Here is a 15,262-nt window from a genome sequence, read left to right as displayed (position 1 = left end):
CTGCGGGTCGCGCGAGCGGATTGGAAAAATCCGCGTCGTTATTTCTTGCCTGGGTCGACGAACGCTGTATCGAGCACATCGCCGATCGACTGCCAGCTGCGGCCATCGAACTGAAACAAACGCAACTGCTTGACGGGCCGGAAGTCGGATTGACCGGTGTTGATCTTGATGCCGGGGAGCAACGCGGACGCCTGATAATCCCTGAGCGTGGCGGCCTGCTTCATGACGTTTTCCCGCGACAGGTCGTTGCCGCATTGGGTGAGCACCTGGACCAGCGTTTCGGCGGCGGCATAGCCATAGACGGCGGCAGCGTCATCCTTGCCGCCGGCTTTCGTGTACTTCTCAATGAAGCTGCGCCAGGCGCCGCTGCCGAGCTCCTCCTTCCAGGCCGGATCGCTCGCATCCTTCAGGAAGGCGGCGGTGATGACGCCGGTCGCGTTCTCCGTGCCGGCCGGCTTGAGCACCGTCTCAATCGATGCCGCCATCTGGTTGACGATGAACACTGGCCGCCAGCCGTGTTCGGCCGCGGCCCGGATCACCTTGGCGGCATTCTCCGGCACCCCGGCAAACACGAAGATCTCGGCCCCCGATCGCTTCAGGACCGATACGTGGCCGTCGAGATGCTGATCGTCGACATCATAGGCGATGTCGACCCTGATGTTATGGGCGACATCACCCAGTCCTTGCTCCAACCCCTTGAACAGATCCCGCCCGAATTGGTCGTTCTGCCAGAGCGCCACGATCTTCTTCCCGGGATAAAACGCCTGGATGTAATTGGCGTAGATGCGACCCTCCTCGCGGTAGGAGGGCTGCCAGCCCATGGTCCACGGATAGACCGACGGATCGCTCAGCTGCTGGTCGCCGGAGGCAACGAAGAGTTGCGGGACCTGCCGTTCGTTGAGGTACTTCCGCACGGCCAGGTTCCCCGGCGTTCCGAACGAACCGAACATCAGGAGCACATTGTCGGTCTCGACGAGAATGCGCGTGAGGTCCATGGCGTTGGAAGGATCGGACAGATCGTCATAGGACATGAAGCGGATCTTGCGGCCGCCGATTCCGCCGCGTTCGTTGACGATGTCGAAATAGGCGGCTTCCGCCTTGCCGATCTGGCCGAAAATTTCCAGCGTGCCGCTATAGGGCATCACATTGCCGATCCGGATTTCGGTGTCGGAAACGCCCTGGTCGCGCAGTTGCTGCGTGATGGCGCCGAGCGACACCAGCGCGACGGCGCCGGCCAGCAGAGTTCGGATCAAGATACCCATGGGAAGAGCTCGCGCGAGGCAGCCACCGATTCCTAGATTCGGTTCCTTCCGCACCTGCCCATTGACCTAGATCAACAAGATGGCACGGACAGGGCGGCGGCGGATATCACTTTCGCTGATCCGGGTCAGGTTTTGCGGCGCCGAAAAGCAGTTTGCCGCGCAGGGACCGCAATCCTTGGAATGGTCTTTTGCAGCCGATGCGAAAAACGAAATAGCGTCTCATATACTTCGGCCGGTTTTCTCCTAAGCTTGCAACGTTGCAATTGCTGATCAGGAGCCCACGCCGGTGACCACGCCATTTTCTCTACCTCGACGTTCCGCGCTCGGCGTGCTCGCCGGAAGTCTGATTGCGAGCACCTCTCGCGCGGAAAGCGGGGCGGGCCGGGGTCTCGATCTCGGCGGCGTGACGCTGCGGGTTGCGTATTACAAGGGCGGCTGGCGTCCGCTGCTGCAGGCGGCGGGCGAGGACAAGACGCCGTACAGGATCGAGTGGAAGGAGCTCAACAACGGCGTGCTCCACATCGAGGCACTGAACGGCGATGCGCTCGATATCGGATCGGGCAGCGAGATTCCCGCGATGTTCGCCGCGCGCCAGAACGCCAAGGCGCGCTTCATCGCCGTCACCCATGAGGATCTCAACATCCAGGTCACGGTCGCGGCAAAGGACGCGCCGATCCATTCCATTGCCGACCTCAAGGGAAAGCGCGTCGGCTACGTGCGCGCGACAACGGCGCATTACTTCCTCGCCAAGCAGCTCGAGGAAGCCGGGCTTTCCTTCGGCGATATCGAGGCTATCAACCTGACGCCGTCGGATGGGTACACGGCGTTCGCGTCCGGCAAGCTCGATGCCTGGGCGATCTACGGCTATAACGGGCAGCTCGCCATCGCCAAGCAGGGCGCGCGCCTGCTCAAGACCGGCGTCGGCTATCTCTCCGGCAATTTCCCGATCTACGCCAATCCGAAGGCGGTCGACGATCCGCTGCGCCACGCCGCCGTGACCGATTTCCTGCTGCGCATCCAGCGCGCCTATGCGTTCGCCAACAAGAACTTTCCCGTCTATGCGGCGGCGCAGGTGGCGGAGACCCATCTGCCACTGCAGGACATCCTCGACCAGTTCGCCCGCCGGAGCGACGACTTCTCGCTCGCCGGCGTGTCGCCTGATGTGCCGGTGACGCATCAGAAGGTCGCCGACACCTTCCTCAAGCTCGGCGTGCTCGACGCGCGCGCGGAGGTTGGACAATTCTGGGACACGAGCTTCAACGAGGCGATCGCCGCCGGCGCGGCCAGGCTTGCGAGGTCCTGATCGCCGCAACGACATAGCCCATATGGGCGAGGCGGCAAGCGGGCAGCCGCCGCGTCACCGGCGTGCGGGTTCCCGCCGAGCGCTGTGCTCTCCGCCGACCGATTCCACTTCGCGTGGAACTCCAGTCATTTGCGACCCCAGCGTGACGGCTGCAGCTTTTGGAGGTGGTGTTGCAGCACGACCGCGGCCGGCTGTGCCGTGCTGCCATGCAGACTGAAAAGGTTGCGGGCCGCACCAAGACTGTATCATGATGACGTCGACCAACCCGACTCGAGGTCAGGACTGGTCGACGACGCCGGCCTCCAACACCTCCCGATTTCGCATGCAACTGATTGTCTTAGCTATGCCGATTGTTCTGCGGAGCTGAAATTGAATCACGACGCATTGGCCAAGCTCACCGTCACCATCATTGTCCTGGTCGCGCTGCTCGTGTGGCGGGTTGCCGATCAGAAGAAGCCGATTGAATGCGGGGCCAACTGCCCGACGGACGTGTCCGCGAACCGGAAACCCGCTCAATAGGATCAGAACGGCTCCGATCACCAGCATTTTTCAAGCCGGCCCCGCTTCGGTTGACGGCCTGCCTGGCCAGCGTGGCTGCTCGCGGTTCACAGCCCGTGACGGCGGTTGCGCTCGGCGCGTAGCGAACTGCCGACGAAGCCGACGTCCTCGATCCCGCGGTAGATGTCCTTTGAGCAGAGCAGCAGCGTCAGCGTGACGGCGACGACCGCGACCAGCGCGGTCACGAGCAGGGGATTGCCGCAGAATGCATTGAGCAGATTCTCGAACGGCCCGGGCCCGCTTGATCGGCGCGCAACACAGGCCGACGTTGCTGCCAGCGCCCAGCCGCCGAGTGCCACGCAGGCCGCGTTGGCACCGGCGAGCGCGATGATGACGGCGGCGAGGCCTTTCCTGATCGACAGCGCGAGATCAACCAGCTTGATCACGGCGCAACATACGACGACAAAGCCTGCGGCGACGATCCATGCCGGTGCCACCAGGGTCTGCGCCTGACCGGCCCACAACCAGAGCCCGGTCACGCCGGCGAGCAGCGCGAGATTGACCTTCACGGCCTCCGGAAATCGGCAGCGCAGCACGTAGCCGTTGAGTTTCTCGACAAGGTCGAGCAGCGCGCAGCTGATCAGGCCCGCCGCGAACCCGCCGAGATGCACGCCCCAGTCGATCCGCGAATTGCTGATCGCGAACGCGATGTTCAGCGATGGCGAAGAAGTCGAAGCGGACATCGAGCTTGCCGAGGATCCACAAGACAGCAGCGCGCCCAGAATGCCCGAGGTGGCGCCTGATGCGCCGACCGTCAGATAGGGCGTGGCGTGGGTTGCATTGCCGACGATGGCGCCGAACACCATCGCGCAGAAATAGATGATGACGAAGTAGGCCGGCCCAACCCGCCGCTCGAGATGCCCGCCCCACAGCACGAGACACAGCATGTTGGTGGCGAGGTGGATGAAGTTGACGTGCAGGAAACCGTAGGCGAACAGCCGCCAGTAATCGTGCCGTGCCAGCGCGGTCGAGTACATCCCACCATAACGGAACAGCAACTCAGCCGGCGCCGCTGCGCCGCCGGCTTGGACAAAGCAAAACCCCGACGCCAGAACGGTCACCGTCATCAGCGCGTAGACCGCCGCGTGAGGGATTTCGAAGAAGCCGGGATTTGCGCGGTAGGTGGCCATGATGACAGCCAGGAGCGGTGGGTTCCACAGCGTAGCGAAGCGGCTTTCAAATTGCTACTCCCGCGTGCTTGGCGCGCGTCGCACCCCTATCGGCTATTGCGCGGTGCGCATATCGTCGGCGCCAAATACAAGATCGGCCAAAATATCGGCCCGGCGCGCCGGGTAACGACGCCAGATGAGGAAGCCATGTCGGACACGCTGCTGTTTTCGCCGATCACCATCCGCGGCGTCACGCTGAAGAACCGCATCGTGGTGCCGCCGATGCACCAATATTCCGCCGAGAAGGGCTTTCCGACCGACTGGCATCTGATGAACGCCGGGAAGTTCGCCGCCGGCGGCGCGGGTCTCGTGATCGTCGAATCGACCAAGGTCGAGCGGCGCGGCTGCGGGACGATCGGCGATCTCGGCATCTGGGACGACAAGTTCATCGCGCCGCTCAGCCGCCTCGCACGCTTCATCAAGCAGCAGAACGCGGTCGCCGGCATCCAGCTCGGCCATTCCGGCCGCAAGGCGCGTGCGAGCCGCCCTTGGGAGGGGGATCGCCCGCTGGAGCGCACCGCCGAGATCGAGGATTGGGACGCCTGGACGCCAGTGGCGCCGAGCGCGATTGCCCATAGCGAGCGTTGGCCGGTGCCGCGGGCGCTGGAAACGCATGAGGTGAAGGATCTCGTCGCAGCCTGGGGGCAGGCGGCGCGGCGCGCGCATGAGGCCGGTTTCGAGGTGGTGGAACTGCACGGCGCCCATGGCTATCTCGTGCATGAATTCCTCTCCGAGCGTTCCAACAAGCGCAGCGATCACTATGGCGGCTCGGAATCCAACCGGATGCGCTTCCTGATCGAGGTGACGGAGGCCGTGCGCGCGCACTGGCCGGATCACAAACCGTTGTTCGTGCGGCTGTCGGTCGAGGACAATGCCGGCTGGGGGCCGGAGCAGAGCGCGCGGCTGGCGACGATTCTGAAAGCCGGGGGCGTCGACGTGATCGACTGCTCGTCGGGCGGAATCAGCGAGATGGCACCGATTCTCGGCAAGGAGATCAAGTACAACTACCAGGTGCCGCTGTCGGAATATGTCCGCGGGCATGCCGATATCATGACCATGGCGGTCGGCCTGATCATTCATGGTGACCAGGCCGAGCAGATTCTGCGTGACAAACAAGCAGATTTGATCGCGGTCGGCCGGGAAATCCTCAATAACCCCAACTGGCCGATGGACGCCGCGCTAAAACTCGGGGTTGAAGGGCCATTTCGCAATGTTCCTCCGCAGTTTGGCTATTGGTTGGGCACGCGGGCCAAGCGCGGATTCGGTACCCAGCCGTCGACCTGGCAGAACGGGTTGCGGGAGGCTGGGCCAGAGGCCGACCGTGAGCTGACTTGAGGCCGGCTTTGGGGTGATTAAGTGCTGATTTGGAGCTGACCAAGGCAGCGTGACAGGACCGTAATGGTCTGGTGACAAGGCGGCCTTGATCCGACCAAAAAGCCGTTGTGTGGTGCCCCCGTCGGGGTGGGGCAGGCGAACGTTGCGGAACGTTGCCTGCCGGTAGCGAAAAAGGATCGCGGATAATGCGCAAACATGTTGGCTTCTTCCTCGGGACGGTTGCGGGTGCGTGTCTCACCCTGCTCGTGGCCTCGCCGCAGGGGGCGCATCTGTTCGCCGCCGCCAATGCCGCCGCGCATTCGGACAACACCAATACCTATTCGCAGCTCAATCTGTTCGGCGAGGTGTTCGAGAAGATCAAGAGCGACTACGTCGAGAAGCCCGAGGACTCCAAGCTCGTCGAAGGGGCGATCAACGGCATGATCTCCTCGCTCGATCCGCACTCCCGCTACATGAACGAGAAGGGCTGGTCGGAGATGCAGGAGACCACGCATGGCGAGTTCGGCGGGCTCGGCATCGAGGTCACGATGGAGGACGGTTTCGTCAAGGTGGTGGCGCCGATCGACGACACGCCGGCCTCGCGCGCCGGTATCATGTCGGGCGACGTCATCACCACGATCGACGATGACCAGATCCAGGGCATGACGCTCGACCAGGCCGTCAACAAGATGAAGGGCGCGCCCAACAGCTCGATCCGGCTGAAGATCATCCGCAAGGACGCCGACAAGCCGATCGAGGTCTCGATCGTCAGAGAGATCATCCGCGTCCGCCCGGTGAAGTATCACGTCGAGGGCGGCGACATCGGTTACATCAGGATCACCTCGTTCAATGAGCAGACCACCGAGGGCCTGCGCAAGGCGATCGCCGAGATCCAGAAGCAGGTTCCGCAGGACAAGCTCGCCGGCTATGTCGTCGACCTCCGCAACAATCCGGGCGGCCTGCTCGACCAGGCGGTGTCGGTGACCTCGACCCTGATGCAGCGGGGCGAGGTGGTCTCGACCCGCGGCCGCAATCCGGAAGAGACCCAGCGCTTCACCGCGCATGGCGGCGACATGACCAAGGGCAAGCCGCTCGTCGTCCTGATCAACGGCGGCTCGGCCTCGGCCTCCGAGATCGTCGCCGGCGCGCTGCACGACCACAAGCGCGCGACCCTGATCGGCACCCGCTCGTTCGGCAAGGGCTCGGTGCAGACGATCATTCCGCTCGGCACCGGCAACGGTGCGCTGGCCCTGACCACGGCGCGCTACTTCACGCCGTCGGGTCATTCGATCCAGGCGCTGGGCATTAAGCCCGACATCGAGGTGCTGCAGGACGTGCCCGACGAGTTCAAGACCCGCTCCGAGATCATGAGCGAGGCCAAGATGCGCGGTCATCTTGCAGCTGAGGGCGCCGAGCAGACCGGCTCGCAATCCTACGTGCCGCCGGACGAAAAGAACGACAAGGCGCTGGCCGCGGCCTTCAATCAGCTGCGCGGCGTCACCGTGAACGCCGACGCCAAGAACGCCGACACCAAGGCCACGCAGAAGCGGCCGGTGCCGAACTAGGCCGCTGACGTTTCCTCACGTCATGGCCGGGCTTGACCCGGCCATCCACGCCTTCTTGATGTGATGGATGCCTGGGTCAAGCCCGGGCATGACGAGTCATGGGTAGTTCAGTGCTTCCGAAACTCAGGCCGTGCGAACGATCGGCCGGCGCCTGCCTGTTTGGCCAGCGCCCGCGGCAGGACCCTGGCGGTGCCCGGCCAATAGCTCGCGAATTTGCGCCGCCGGCTTCGGCGGGCTGAACAGATAGCCCTGCATTTCCGAGCAGCCGAGCTCACGCAGCAATTGCTGCTGCTGCGCGGTCTCGACGCCTTCCGCGGTCGTGGTCATGCTGCGCTCGGCGGCGATGTTGACGACGGCCTCGACGATGCCGGCCGAGCCTTGCGGATCGGCGATGTCGGTGACGAAGCAGCGGTCGATCTTGATCTTGTCGAACGGGAAGCGCTTCAGGTAGCTCAGCGACGAATAGCCGGTGCCGAAATCGTCGAGCGCGATCCGGATCCCGATGGCGCGGAGCTGGTGCAGCGCCGCCAGCGCGGTCTCGTCGTCGCGGATCAGCACGGCCTCGGTGATCTCGAGCTCCAGCCGGCCCGCTGACAGCCCCGACGCCGCGAGCGCCGCGATCACCTTGAGCGCCAGCGTACCGCTGCGGAATTGCACCGGCGAGACGTTGACCGCGAGCCTGACATGATCGGGCCAGTTGACGGCCTCCTTGCAGGCCGTCAACAAAACCCATTCGCCGAGCTGGTTGATCAGGCCGGTCTCTTCCGCGACCGGCACGAAGTCGGCCGGCGAGATCATGCCGCGCTGCGGATGGCGCCAGCGCACCAGCGCCTCGCAGCCGGTGATCTCGTTGCTGCGCAGGTCGACGCAAGGCTGGTAATGCACTTCGAGCCCGTGGCCCGCGGCGATGGTCTGGCGCAATTCCATCTCGAGCTCGCGGCGGGCGCGGGCGTCGGCATCCATCGCCGGCTCGAAGAAGCGCGAGACGCGGCGGCCGGCCGACTTCGCCGCATACATCGCGAGGTCGGCGTTTTTCAGGATCTGATCGACATCGGTGCCGTCCTTCGGCGCCAGCGCGATGCCGATGCTGGCGTCGGTGGTGACCTGGTGGCCGAGGCATTGATAGGGCAAGCGGATCGCCTCGTAGATGCGCGCGACGAGGTCTGTGACCTCGATCTCGTTCTTCACCCCGGTCTGCACGATCGCGAATTCGTCGCCACCGAGCCGGGCGACGAAATCGCCGTCGCCGATCACGCCGCTCAGGGTCCGTGCAACGGACTTCAACAGTTCGTCGCCGACCATGTGGCCGAGCGAGTCATTGACGCCCTTGAATTCGTCGATGTCGATATAGAGCACCGCCAGCTGGCTGTCGGGCGCGACATGCGGCAGCTCGCGCTTGATCTCCTCGTGGAACAGCGCGCGGTTCGGCAGGTCGGTGAGAGCATCGTAGTGGGCAAGATGTGTGATGCGCTCCTCGGCGCGGCGGCGCTCGGTGACGTCCTCGTGGGTCGCAAGCCAGCCGCCGTCGGCCAGCGGCTCGTTGACGACCTGGATCGAGCGCCCGTCGGGCGTCGTGATCACCATGGTGTTGCGGACAGCGACGTCGCGCAGCACGATGTTGACGTAGCGTTCGACGTCGCCCTGGAACGAGCCGGTCTGGTGGCGATGCACGATGACGTCGCGGAAGCTGCAGCCGGGCTTGATGATGTCGGCCGACAGCCCGTACATCTCGACATAGCGCTTGTTGCAGATCACCAGGCGCTGCGCGGCGTCGAACAGCAGCAGCCCCTGCGTCATGTTGTTGACGGCGGTGTCGAGCCGGAGTTTTTCCAGCGTCAGGCGCTGCTGCTGGGCGCGATGCTGCTGCACGAGCTTGCGCACCACCAGCGTCAGCAGGATCGCGATCGCCAGCACGGAAATGCTGGTCACCGCGATCAGGATGGCGATCTGCTCGCGCCAGTTGGCGAGCGCCGCTTCCGTCGTGGTGGTCGCGACGACGACGATCGGGAATTTGGTCAGCGCCCGCGACGATACCAGGCGGTCCTTGCCGTCGACCGGACTGGCCAACCGCGTGGTGCTCTGCGGCAGCTCGAACACCCGCTGCTGGTTGACCGGCCCGGTGCGGAGATTCTTCCCGATCAGCTCCTCGACATGGGGGTAGCGCGCCAGCAGCGTGCCGTCGCGATGGTGCATCGAGATCGCCGAACCTTCGCCGAGCGCCACCGTGGAGAAGAATTTTTCGAAGGTCGCCGGCTCGATGCCGCGGCCGACCACGCCGAGGAACTCGCCACGCGGCCCGGTGACCTTGCGGACGATGACGGTCGTCCACAGCCCGCTGATGCGGCTAATCACCGGTGCGACCTGCATGTCGGGCGAGTAGGGGCTCGACTTGAAGATCTGGAAGTAGCTGCGATCGGCAATGCTGGCCTGCGGCAGCGGCCAGGCGCCCGAGCTGTTGATCAGCACGCCGTCGGCATCGAACACGTTGAGGCTGCCGACATTGGACAGCGCGTCCATCTTGGACTTGAGCATCGCATGGATGTCGGCGGCCGACATCCGCCGCCGGTAGTTCTCCGGCGTCGCGATCCCGTTGTCGCGCATGAACGCGATCAGGTCGCGCTGGACCACCTCGAGATCGTCGAGCTGCTGGTCGAAATGCCGCGCCAGCAGCAGCACCGTGTTCTCGAGCTCGCGCTCGCTGTTGTGCAAAGCGCGCTCGCGGAAATTCTCGGCCATCAGGGTCGCGCCGATCGCGATCGCGGCCATCAGCACGGCGCCGCCGAGGATCAGCCAGCGGATCGGACCGCGGCCGATCACCGAGGCGACGTTGAACGAGGCGCTACCGTTTGGATTCATCTGACGCTATCGCTTCCAGGCGTTTCACCCGGAGGTAGGTCTGTGCACCTCCGGCCCGCGAAAGTCGTATCGAAACGAGATGGAGTTGCGGTTAGCGAGGTTGGTTAACGAATGGTTGCTGTCAGGGCGCCGGTTCCCGAGATGGAACTGCAGATTTTGCCGGTCAACACGCGCAGCGCGGAATCTCTTGCCGCGTGCGAGACCGATGTAATCATCTGTTTACCATCTAACTCCATGACGATGCTCAAACTGACCGTCGGCACGTAGTTTGCGTGTCGTTCCGCGAAGTTCAGTGCGTGAGGGGTGTCATCGTGAAGAAGCTTGTACAGAATTTTTGCGCCGACGAGACCGGAGCCACCGCGATCGAATACGGCTTGATCGCAACCGGCATTGCGATCGCCATCATTGCCGCGGTGAAGGGCGTCGGCACAAAACTGTCGGGCACCTTCAATTCGATCAGCGGCTCACTGAAGTAATCGAGCGCACCGCTAGCTCAGTCGCCGGCGCGATAGTGCCCGGACTTGCCGCCGATCTTCTCGATCAGATGAATGCCTTCGATGCGGATGCCACGGTCGACCGCCTTGACCATGTCGTAGATCGTCAGGCACGCGACCGAAACCGCGGTCAGCGCCTCCATCTCGACGCCGGTCGGCCCGGTCACCTTGACGCTGGCGCGGACGATGCAGCCGGGCAGCTTGGCATCGGTTGCGATATCGATCGTGACTTTGGTCAGCGCCAGCGGGTGGCAGAGCGGGATCAGTTCCGAGGTCCGCTTCGCCGCCATGATGCCGGCGATCCGCGCGGTCGCCAGCACGTCGCCCTTCTTGGCCTGGCCTTGCTCGATCAGCGCGAGCGTGGCCTTGCTCATCAGCACGCGGCCCTCGGCGACGGCAGTCCGCTCAGTGGCGGGCTTGGCCGAGACGTCGACCATGCGCGCATCGCCCTTGGCATCGATATGGGTGAGGGCGGTGCCGGACCCGGACGGCTCGGCTTTTGTGGCCTTGCTCTTCCGCGCCATCGCGTCAGCGCGTACCGGTGGCGCGCGATGCGGGCTGCCGCGTCAGCAATGCGCGGGTGGCCGCGGTGACGTCCTGCTGGCGCATCAGGCTCTCGCCGACCAGAAAGGTCGACATCCCGACGCGCTCGAGGCGGGCCAGATCCTCAGGCGTGAAGATGCCGCTCTCGCCGACCATCAGGCGGTCGCGCGGGATCAACGGCGCCAGCGCCTCGCTGGTCGCAAGCGTGGTCTCGAAGGTGCGCAGATTGCGGTTGTTGACGCCGATCATCGGCGAGCGGAGTTTCAGGGCCCGGTCGAGCTCGGTGCGGTCGTGGATCTCGACCAGCACGTCCATGCCGTAGCCGAGCGCGGCATCCTCGATGTCCTTGGCCGCGGCATCGTCGAGCGCGGCCATGATGATCAGGATGCAGTCGGCGCCATGGGCGCGCGCTTCCGCCACCTGGTAGGTGTCGAACATGAAATCCTTGCGCAGCACCGGCAGATTGGTCGCCGCGCGGGCCGCGACCATGAAGTCGAGATGGCCCTGGAACGACGGCGCGTCCGTCAGCACCGACAGGCAGGCCGCGCCGCCGGCCTCATAGGCCTTCGCGAGCACCGGCGGATCGAAGTCGGCCCGGATCAGCCCCTTCGAGGGCGAGGCCTTCTTCACTTCCGCGATCAATGCGTAGTCGCCGTTTGCGTGCTTGTCCTTCAGCGCGCGGACGAAGCCGCGCGGGGCTGAGGCCGATTTCGCCTGCGCCTCGACCTCAGCGAGCGAATGCGCGCGCTTCGCGGCGACGATCTCCTCGCGCTTGTAGGCCTCGATCTTGGTCAGGATGTCGGACATCGCTTACCGCCTTACTTGCGCATGATCTGATTCGAAAAACCGGTTCCCACTTTTTCGGATCATGCTCAGCCGTTGGAAACCGCGACCAGATGCTTGAGCCGCGCCGCGGCCGCGCCGCTGTCGAGCGACTGCGCGCCGATCGCGACGCCTTCCTTGAGGTCCTTGGCGCGGCCGGCCACGATCAGCGCGGCGGCGGCGTTGAGCAGGGCGACGTCGCGATAGGCGCTCGGCTTGCCCTGGAGCACGCTCGACAGCGCAATCGCATTGGCATCGGCATCGCCGCCCTTCAGCGCCTCGCCGCCGACACGGCCGAGTCCGGCGTCTTCCGGCGTCACTTCCGATGTCCTGATCTCGCCGTTCTCCAGCGTTGCAACGAAGGTCGGGCCGGTGAGGGTGATCTCGTCGAGGCCGTCGGAGCCGTGCACCACCCAGACCTTGTCCGAGCCGAGGTTCTTCAGCACCTGCGCCAGCGGCTGCACCCATTGCCGCGAGAACACGCCGACCATCTGCCGCTTGACGCCGGCCGGGTTCGACAGCGGCCCGAGCAGGTTGAAGATGGTGCGGGTGGCGAGCTCGACCCGGGTCGGACCGACATTCTTCATCGCCGGATGATGTGCGGGCGCGAACATGAAGCCAATGCCGGCTTCAGAGATGCAGCGTCCGACGCGCTCCGGTGTCAGATCGATCTTGACCCCGAGCGAGGCCAGCACGTCGGCCGAGCCCGAGCGCGACGACAGCGCGCGGTTGCCGTGCTTGGCGACGGGCACGCCGGCGCCGGCCACGATGAAGGCGGCGCAGGTCGAAACGTTGACCGAGCCGGAGCCGTCGCCGCCGGTGCCGACGATGTCGACGGCCTCCACCGGCGCCTTGACCGGCAGCATCTTGCCGCGCATCGCGCTGACGGCGCCGGTGATCTCGTCGACGGTCTCGCCGCGCACCCGCAGCGCCATCAACAGCCCGCCCATCTGCGAGGGCGTGGCTTCGCCCGACATCATGCTGTCGAACGCAGACGCCGCTTCTTCACGCGTCAGCGTGGCGCCGGTGGCGACTTTTCCGATGATCGATTTCAGGTCGTCCATTCGCTGGCTCAGGGTCTGTTGTTGGAGCTTGATCTCCGCGCGTCGCGTGGTGGCGCGGAGAACCGGCTGTCGCTGCGACAAACGTGGAAAGCGTCTGCGGCCTAGATCATGCTCAATTATTTGCGCCTGTCACCTGTGCGAAGGCTGCCTCGTTGATGGTTACGCCGATATCGGACTCGATCTTGGTGACGTATTGCGCGACCTGCTCGTCGCTCAGCGAGCGCCGCAGCGCCTCGGTGAGCTGCTTGGCCGCATCGGACGTGAAGTCGACCGGCGGCACGGTCACGTTGGTGACGCGGAACACGACCCACTGGCTGCCGCCGGCGGTCGAGGTCTGTCCGTCGCCGTCCTTGGCGGTGCGGAACGCCGCCGCAATCACGCCGGCCGGCACGGCTGGCAGCGAGGCCTCGCGGTTGAAGTTCGCAGCGGTCTCGACCTTGACGCCGGCAGAAGCGGCCTCGTCGGCGAGCTTGGCGCCGCCGTCGAGCTTTTGGACGATCTCGGTCGCCTTGGCGCGCAGCTTGGCGGAGATCTGGTCCTCGCGCCACTTCGCCTCGACCTGGTCGCGGACCTCGTCGAGGCTGCGCTCACGCGACGGCGTGATGCCCAGCACGTCGTACCAGACATAGCCGTTGTTGAACTGGATCGGGTCGTTGTCGACGCCGACGTCGCTGTTGAAGGCCTGCGACACCACGTCGAGGCCGCGCGGAATGTTGGTCGCGAGCTGGCCGTTCGGCAGACGCCCCGAGCGATCGATCGCGTCGATGGTGACGGGGGTCAATTTCAGCTTCTGCGCCGCGTCGATGACGCTGGAGCCGCCGCCGCGCTCGTCTTCCATCTTGTCGCGCAGCTCGGCGACCTTGCTGCGGGCGCGCTCGGAGGCGATCTCGTTCTTGACCTGTTGCGCGAGGCTCTCATAGCTCGGGGTCACGCCGGGCTCGATCTTGCCGACCTTGACCAGCGCCACGCCGAAGCGACCCTGGACCGGCTGGCTGACGTCGCCTGAGGGAAGCGCGAAGGCGGCATCGCCGACGGCCGGATCGAGGATCGCCGACTTCGCGACCAGCCCGAGATTGACGTCGGCCGGATTGAGGTTGCGCTCCTTGGCGATGTCGTCGAACGAGGTGCCCGACGCGATCCGGCCGCGCGCGGCCTGCGCCTCGCCGGCGTCCGGAAACACGATCTGCGAGACTTCGCGCTTCTCCGGCGTGCTGAGCCGATCCTTGCGCTCGTCGAAGATCTTCCTGGCGTCCTCGTCCGACACCGTCTCCCACTTGCCGATTTCCTCGGGCGTGATCGCGACGAAGGAGATCTTGCGGTATTCGGGCGCGCGGAACTGGACCTTGTGGTCCTCGAAATAGGCGGCGAGCGCCTCGGGCGAGGGCGGGTCGATGGTGCCGGCTTGCGCGGCGCCGAGCGTGATGTAGTCGATCGAGCGCTGCTCGTTCTGGAAGCGGGTCAGCGCCTCGACCAGCGATTTCGGCGGCTCCATCCCGGACGAGATGGTGCCGGCGATCTGCCGCCGCAGCCCGACGCGGCGCTGCTCGGCGATGTAGCGGCCCTCGGTATAGCCGTAGTTGCGGATCACGGCCTGGAAGCGCTGCGGGTCGAACTGATTGTTGAGACCCTTGAAGTTCGGATCATTGTAGATCTGGCGCAGCACCTCGGCGTCGGACACGTTGAGACCCATCCGGCGCGCTTCCTCGTCCATCGCGGCCTCGGCGAGCGTCTGCTGCAGCACCTGGCGGTCAATGCCGAAGGCGCGCGCCTGGTCAGGCGTCAACGGACGGCCGAACTGGCGGCCAAGCTGCTGCAACCGGTCGGTATAGATCTGGCGGAACTGCTCGGCCGAAATCTCGGTCCCGCCGACCTTGGCGAAGGTCGACTGGCCAAACCCCTTGAAAATGTCGGCAATGCCCCAAATTCCGAAACTGACGATCAAAACGCCCATCACAACGGCCATAATCGTCTTGCCGAGCCAGTTTGATGAGGCTTTCCGCATTCCTCGAAGCATGGGTCCAACTTGTTTTGCAGGTGGGGAACCGGGTCGTGCCCAAGTGGGAGCAAAAAGTCGGGACCTTTTGTCCGGCAGCAGGGCGTCACCGAATTGAAAATGCTTATAAAGTGGCTCGTGTCCCCCCGCAACCTCGCCCGCGCGGGCGGATTGAAGCGGGTAGAGTCCTGTTTTGACGCGTTTTCTTCACGCGAACCGGTGGCCACTTCGCTCGAAAGCGCTCTGGACGCCGCACGGGATGGGCGAGGGCGGTATCTGGAAGTCGCCGCCCGGCTCTGATAGCGCAAGGGTACGCTTG

At 64.8% G+C, this 15,262-nt stretch carries 13 protein-coding genes; 6 read left to right on the top strand and 7 right to left on the bottom strand.

What is annotated here, in order from left to right; translation table 11 throughout:
• Window positions 1-38: 38 nt before the first annotated feature.
• The gene (locus G6P99_RS25160; protein WP_029080842.1) at window positions 39-1,262 is read right to left on the bottom strand and encodes an ABC transporter substrate-binding protein; all 1,224 of its coding nucleotides are present in this window, start codon (window positions 1,260-1,262) and stop codon (window positions 39-41) included.
• 286 nt (window positions 1,263-1,548) lie between these two features.
• On the opposite strand from G6P99_RS25160, the gene G6P99_RS25155 reads away from it, so the two are divergent.
• Together G6P99_RS25155 and G6P99_RS25150 are read left to right on the top strand one after the other, a co-directional pair.
• The gene (locus tag G6P99_RS25155; RefSeq protein ID WP_029080843.1) at window positions 1,549-2,565 is read left to right on the top strand and encodes an ABC transporter substrate-binding protein; all 1,017 of its coding nucleotides are present in this window, start codon (window positions 1,549-1,551) and stop codon (window positions 2,563-2,565) included.
• A 369-nt stretch (window positions 2,566-2,934) separates the two neighbouring features.
• On the top strand, window positions 2,935-3,084 hold the full coding sequence (locus G6P99_RS25150) for a hypothetical protein (protein WP_156928568.1): 150 nt from the start codon (window positions 2,935-2,937) through the stop codon (window positions 3,082-3,084).
• Window positions 3,085-3,170: 86 nt separating this feature from the next.
• On the opposite strand, the gene G6P99_RS25145 is transcribed toward G6P99_RS25150, so the two are convergent.
• Complete coding sequence (locus tag G6P99_RS25145) at window positions 3,171-4,253, bottom strand: rhomboid family intramembrane serine protease (RefSeq protein WP_165123739.1); 1,083 nt, start codon at window positions 4,251-4,253, stop codon at window positions 3,171-3,173.
• 186 nt (window positions 4,254-4,439) lie between these two features.
• Between G6P99_RS25145 and G6P99_RS25140 the strand changes: the two genes are divergently transcribed.
• Together G6P99_RS25140 and G6P99_RS25135 are read left to right on the top strand one after the other, a co-directional pair.
• Window positions 4,440-5,627 carry an NADH:flavin oxidoreductase/NADH oxidase gene (locus tag G6P99_RS25140; RefSeq protein WP_051346215.1) on the top strand — a complete coding sequence of 396 codons (1,188 nt, stop codon included), beginning with the start codon at window positions 4,440-4,442 and terminating at the stop codon, window positions 5,625-5,627.
• 185 nt (window positions 5,628-5,812) lie between these two features.
• The gene (locus G6P99_RS25135; RefSeq protein ID WP_035976772.1) at window positions 5,813-7,171 is read left to right on the top strand and encodes a S41 family peptidase; all 1,359 of its coding nucleotides are present in this window, start codon (window positions 5,813-5,815) and stop codon (window positions 7,169-7,171) included.
• Between the two features lie 123 nt (window positions 7,172-7,294).
• On the opposite strand, the gene G6P99_RS25130 is transcribed toward G6P99_RS25135, so the two are convergent.
• On the bottom strand, window positions 7,295-10,027 hold the full coding sequence (locus G6P99_RS25130) for a bifunctional diguanylate cyclase/phosphodiesterase (RefSeq protein WP_165123737.1): 2,733 nt from the start codon (window positions 10,025-10,027) through the stop codon (window positions 7,295-7,297).
• Between the two features lie 141 nt (window positions 10,028-10,168).
• Here G6P99_RS25130 and G6P99_RS25125 point away from each other — a divergent pair, with 141 nt between their 5' ends.
• Both G6P99_RS25125 and G6P99_RS25120 read left to right on the top strand, forming a co-directional pair.
• Window positions 10,169-10,294: a hypothetical protein gene (locus G6P99_RS25125; RefSeq protein WP_256375166.1), complete on the top strand. Its 126-nt coding sequence runs from the start codon at window positions 10,169-10,171 to the stop codon at window positions 10,292-10,294.
• A gap of 44 nt (window positions 10,295-10,338) precedes the next feature.
• A complete protein-coding gene (locus tag G6P99_RS25120; protein WP_029080845.1) occupies window positions 10,339-10,503 on the top strand; it encodes a Flp family type IVb pilin in 165 nt (54 codons plus the stop codon).
• A 17-nt stretch (window positions 10,504-10,520) separates the two neighbouring features.
• Here G6P99_RS25120 and moaC read toward each other — a convergent pair whose 3' ends face one another.
• The 4 genes from moaC to G6P99_RS25100 form a co-directional block, all read right to left on the bottom strand.
• Complete coding sequence (moaC, locus tag G6P99_RS25115; RefSeq protein ID WP_029080846.1) at window positions 10,521-11,045, bottom strand: cyclic pyranopterin monophosphate synthase MoaC; 525 nt, start codon at window positions 11,043-11,045, stop codon at window positions 10,521-10,523.
• Window positions 11,046-11,049: 4 nt separating this feature from the next.
• Window positions 11,050-11,871 carry an indole-3-glycerol phosphate synthase TrpC gene (trpC, locus tag G6P99_RS25110; RefSeq protein WP_029080847.1) on the bottom strand — a complete coding sequence of 274 codons (822 nt, stop codon included), beginning with the start codon at window positions 11,869-11,871 and terminating at the stop codon, window positions 11,050-11,052.
• Window positions 11,872-11,936: 65 nt separating this feature from the next.
• Window positions 11,937-12,950 (bottom strand): anthranilate phosphoribosyltransferase, encoded by a 1,014-nt coding sequence (gene trpD, locus G6P99_RS25105; RefSeq protein WP_029080848.1) that lies wholly within the window; start codon window positions 12,948-12,950, stop codon window positions 11,937-11,939.
• Between the two features lie 112 nt (window positions 12,951-13,062).
• Window positions 13,063-14,964: a peptidylprolyl isomerase gene (locus tag G6P99_RS25100; protein WP_165123735.1), complete on the bottom strand. Its 1,902-nt coding sequence runs from the start codon at window positions 14,962-14,964 to the stop codon at window positions 13,063-13,065.
• Between the last annotated feature and the right edge of the window lie 298 nt (window positions 14,965-15,262).

The sequence above is a fragment of the Bradyrhizobium sp. 6(2017) genome, from assembly GCF_011058295.2.
GTDB lineage: Bacteria > Pseudomonadota > Alphaproteobacteria > Rhizobiales > Xanthobacteraceae > Bradyrhizobium > Bradyrhizobium septentrionale.
The sequence above is the reverse complement of the archived record's forward strand: the minus strand, read 5'-3'. Positions and strand labels throughout refer to the sequence as shown.

Bases quoted from the DNA above. Each gene is read 5' to 3' on its own strand.
- G6P99_RS25160 (WP_029080842.1), bottom strand. From the start codon at position 1,262: ATGGGTATCTTGATCCGAACTCTGCTGGCCGGCGCCGTCGCGCTGGTG.
- G6P99_RS25145 (WP_165123739.1), bottom strand. From the start codon at position 4,253: ATGGCCACCTACCGCGCAAATCCCGGCTTCTTCGAAATCCCTCACGCG.
- G6P99_RS25140 (WP_051346215.1), top strand. From the start codon at position 4,440: ATGTCGGACACGCTGCTGTTTTCGCCGATCACCATCCGCGGCGTCACG.
- G6P99_RS25135 (WP_035976772.1), top strand. From the start codon at position 5,813: ATGCGCAAACATGTTGGCTTCTTCCTCGGGACGGTTGCGGGTGCGTGT.
- G6P99_RS25130 (WP_165123737.1), bottom strand. From the start codon at position 10,027: ATGAATCCAAACGGTAGCGCCTCGTTCAACGTCGCCTCGGTGATCGGC.
- G6P99_RS25125 (WP_256375166.1), top strand. From the start codon at position 10,169: ATGGAACTGCAGATTTTGCCGGTCAACACGCGCAGCGCGGAATCTCTT.
- moaC (WP_029080846.1), bottom strand. From the start codon at position 11,045: ATGGCGCGGAAGAGCAAGGCCACAAAAGCCGAGCCGTCCGGGTCCGGC.
- trpC (WP_029080847.1), bottom strand. From the start codon at position 11,871: ATGTCCGACATCCTGACCAAGATCGAGGCCTACAAGCGCGAGGAGATC.
- trpD (WP_029080848.1), bottom strand. From the start codon at position 12,950: ATGGACGACCTGAAATCGATCATCGGAAAAGTCGCCACCGGCGCCACG.
- G6P99_RS25100 (WP_165123735.1), bottom strand. From the start codon at position 14,964: ATGCTTCGAGGAATGCGGAAAGCCTCATCAAACTGGCTCGGCAAGACG.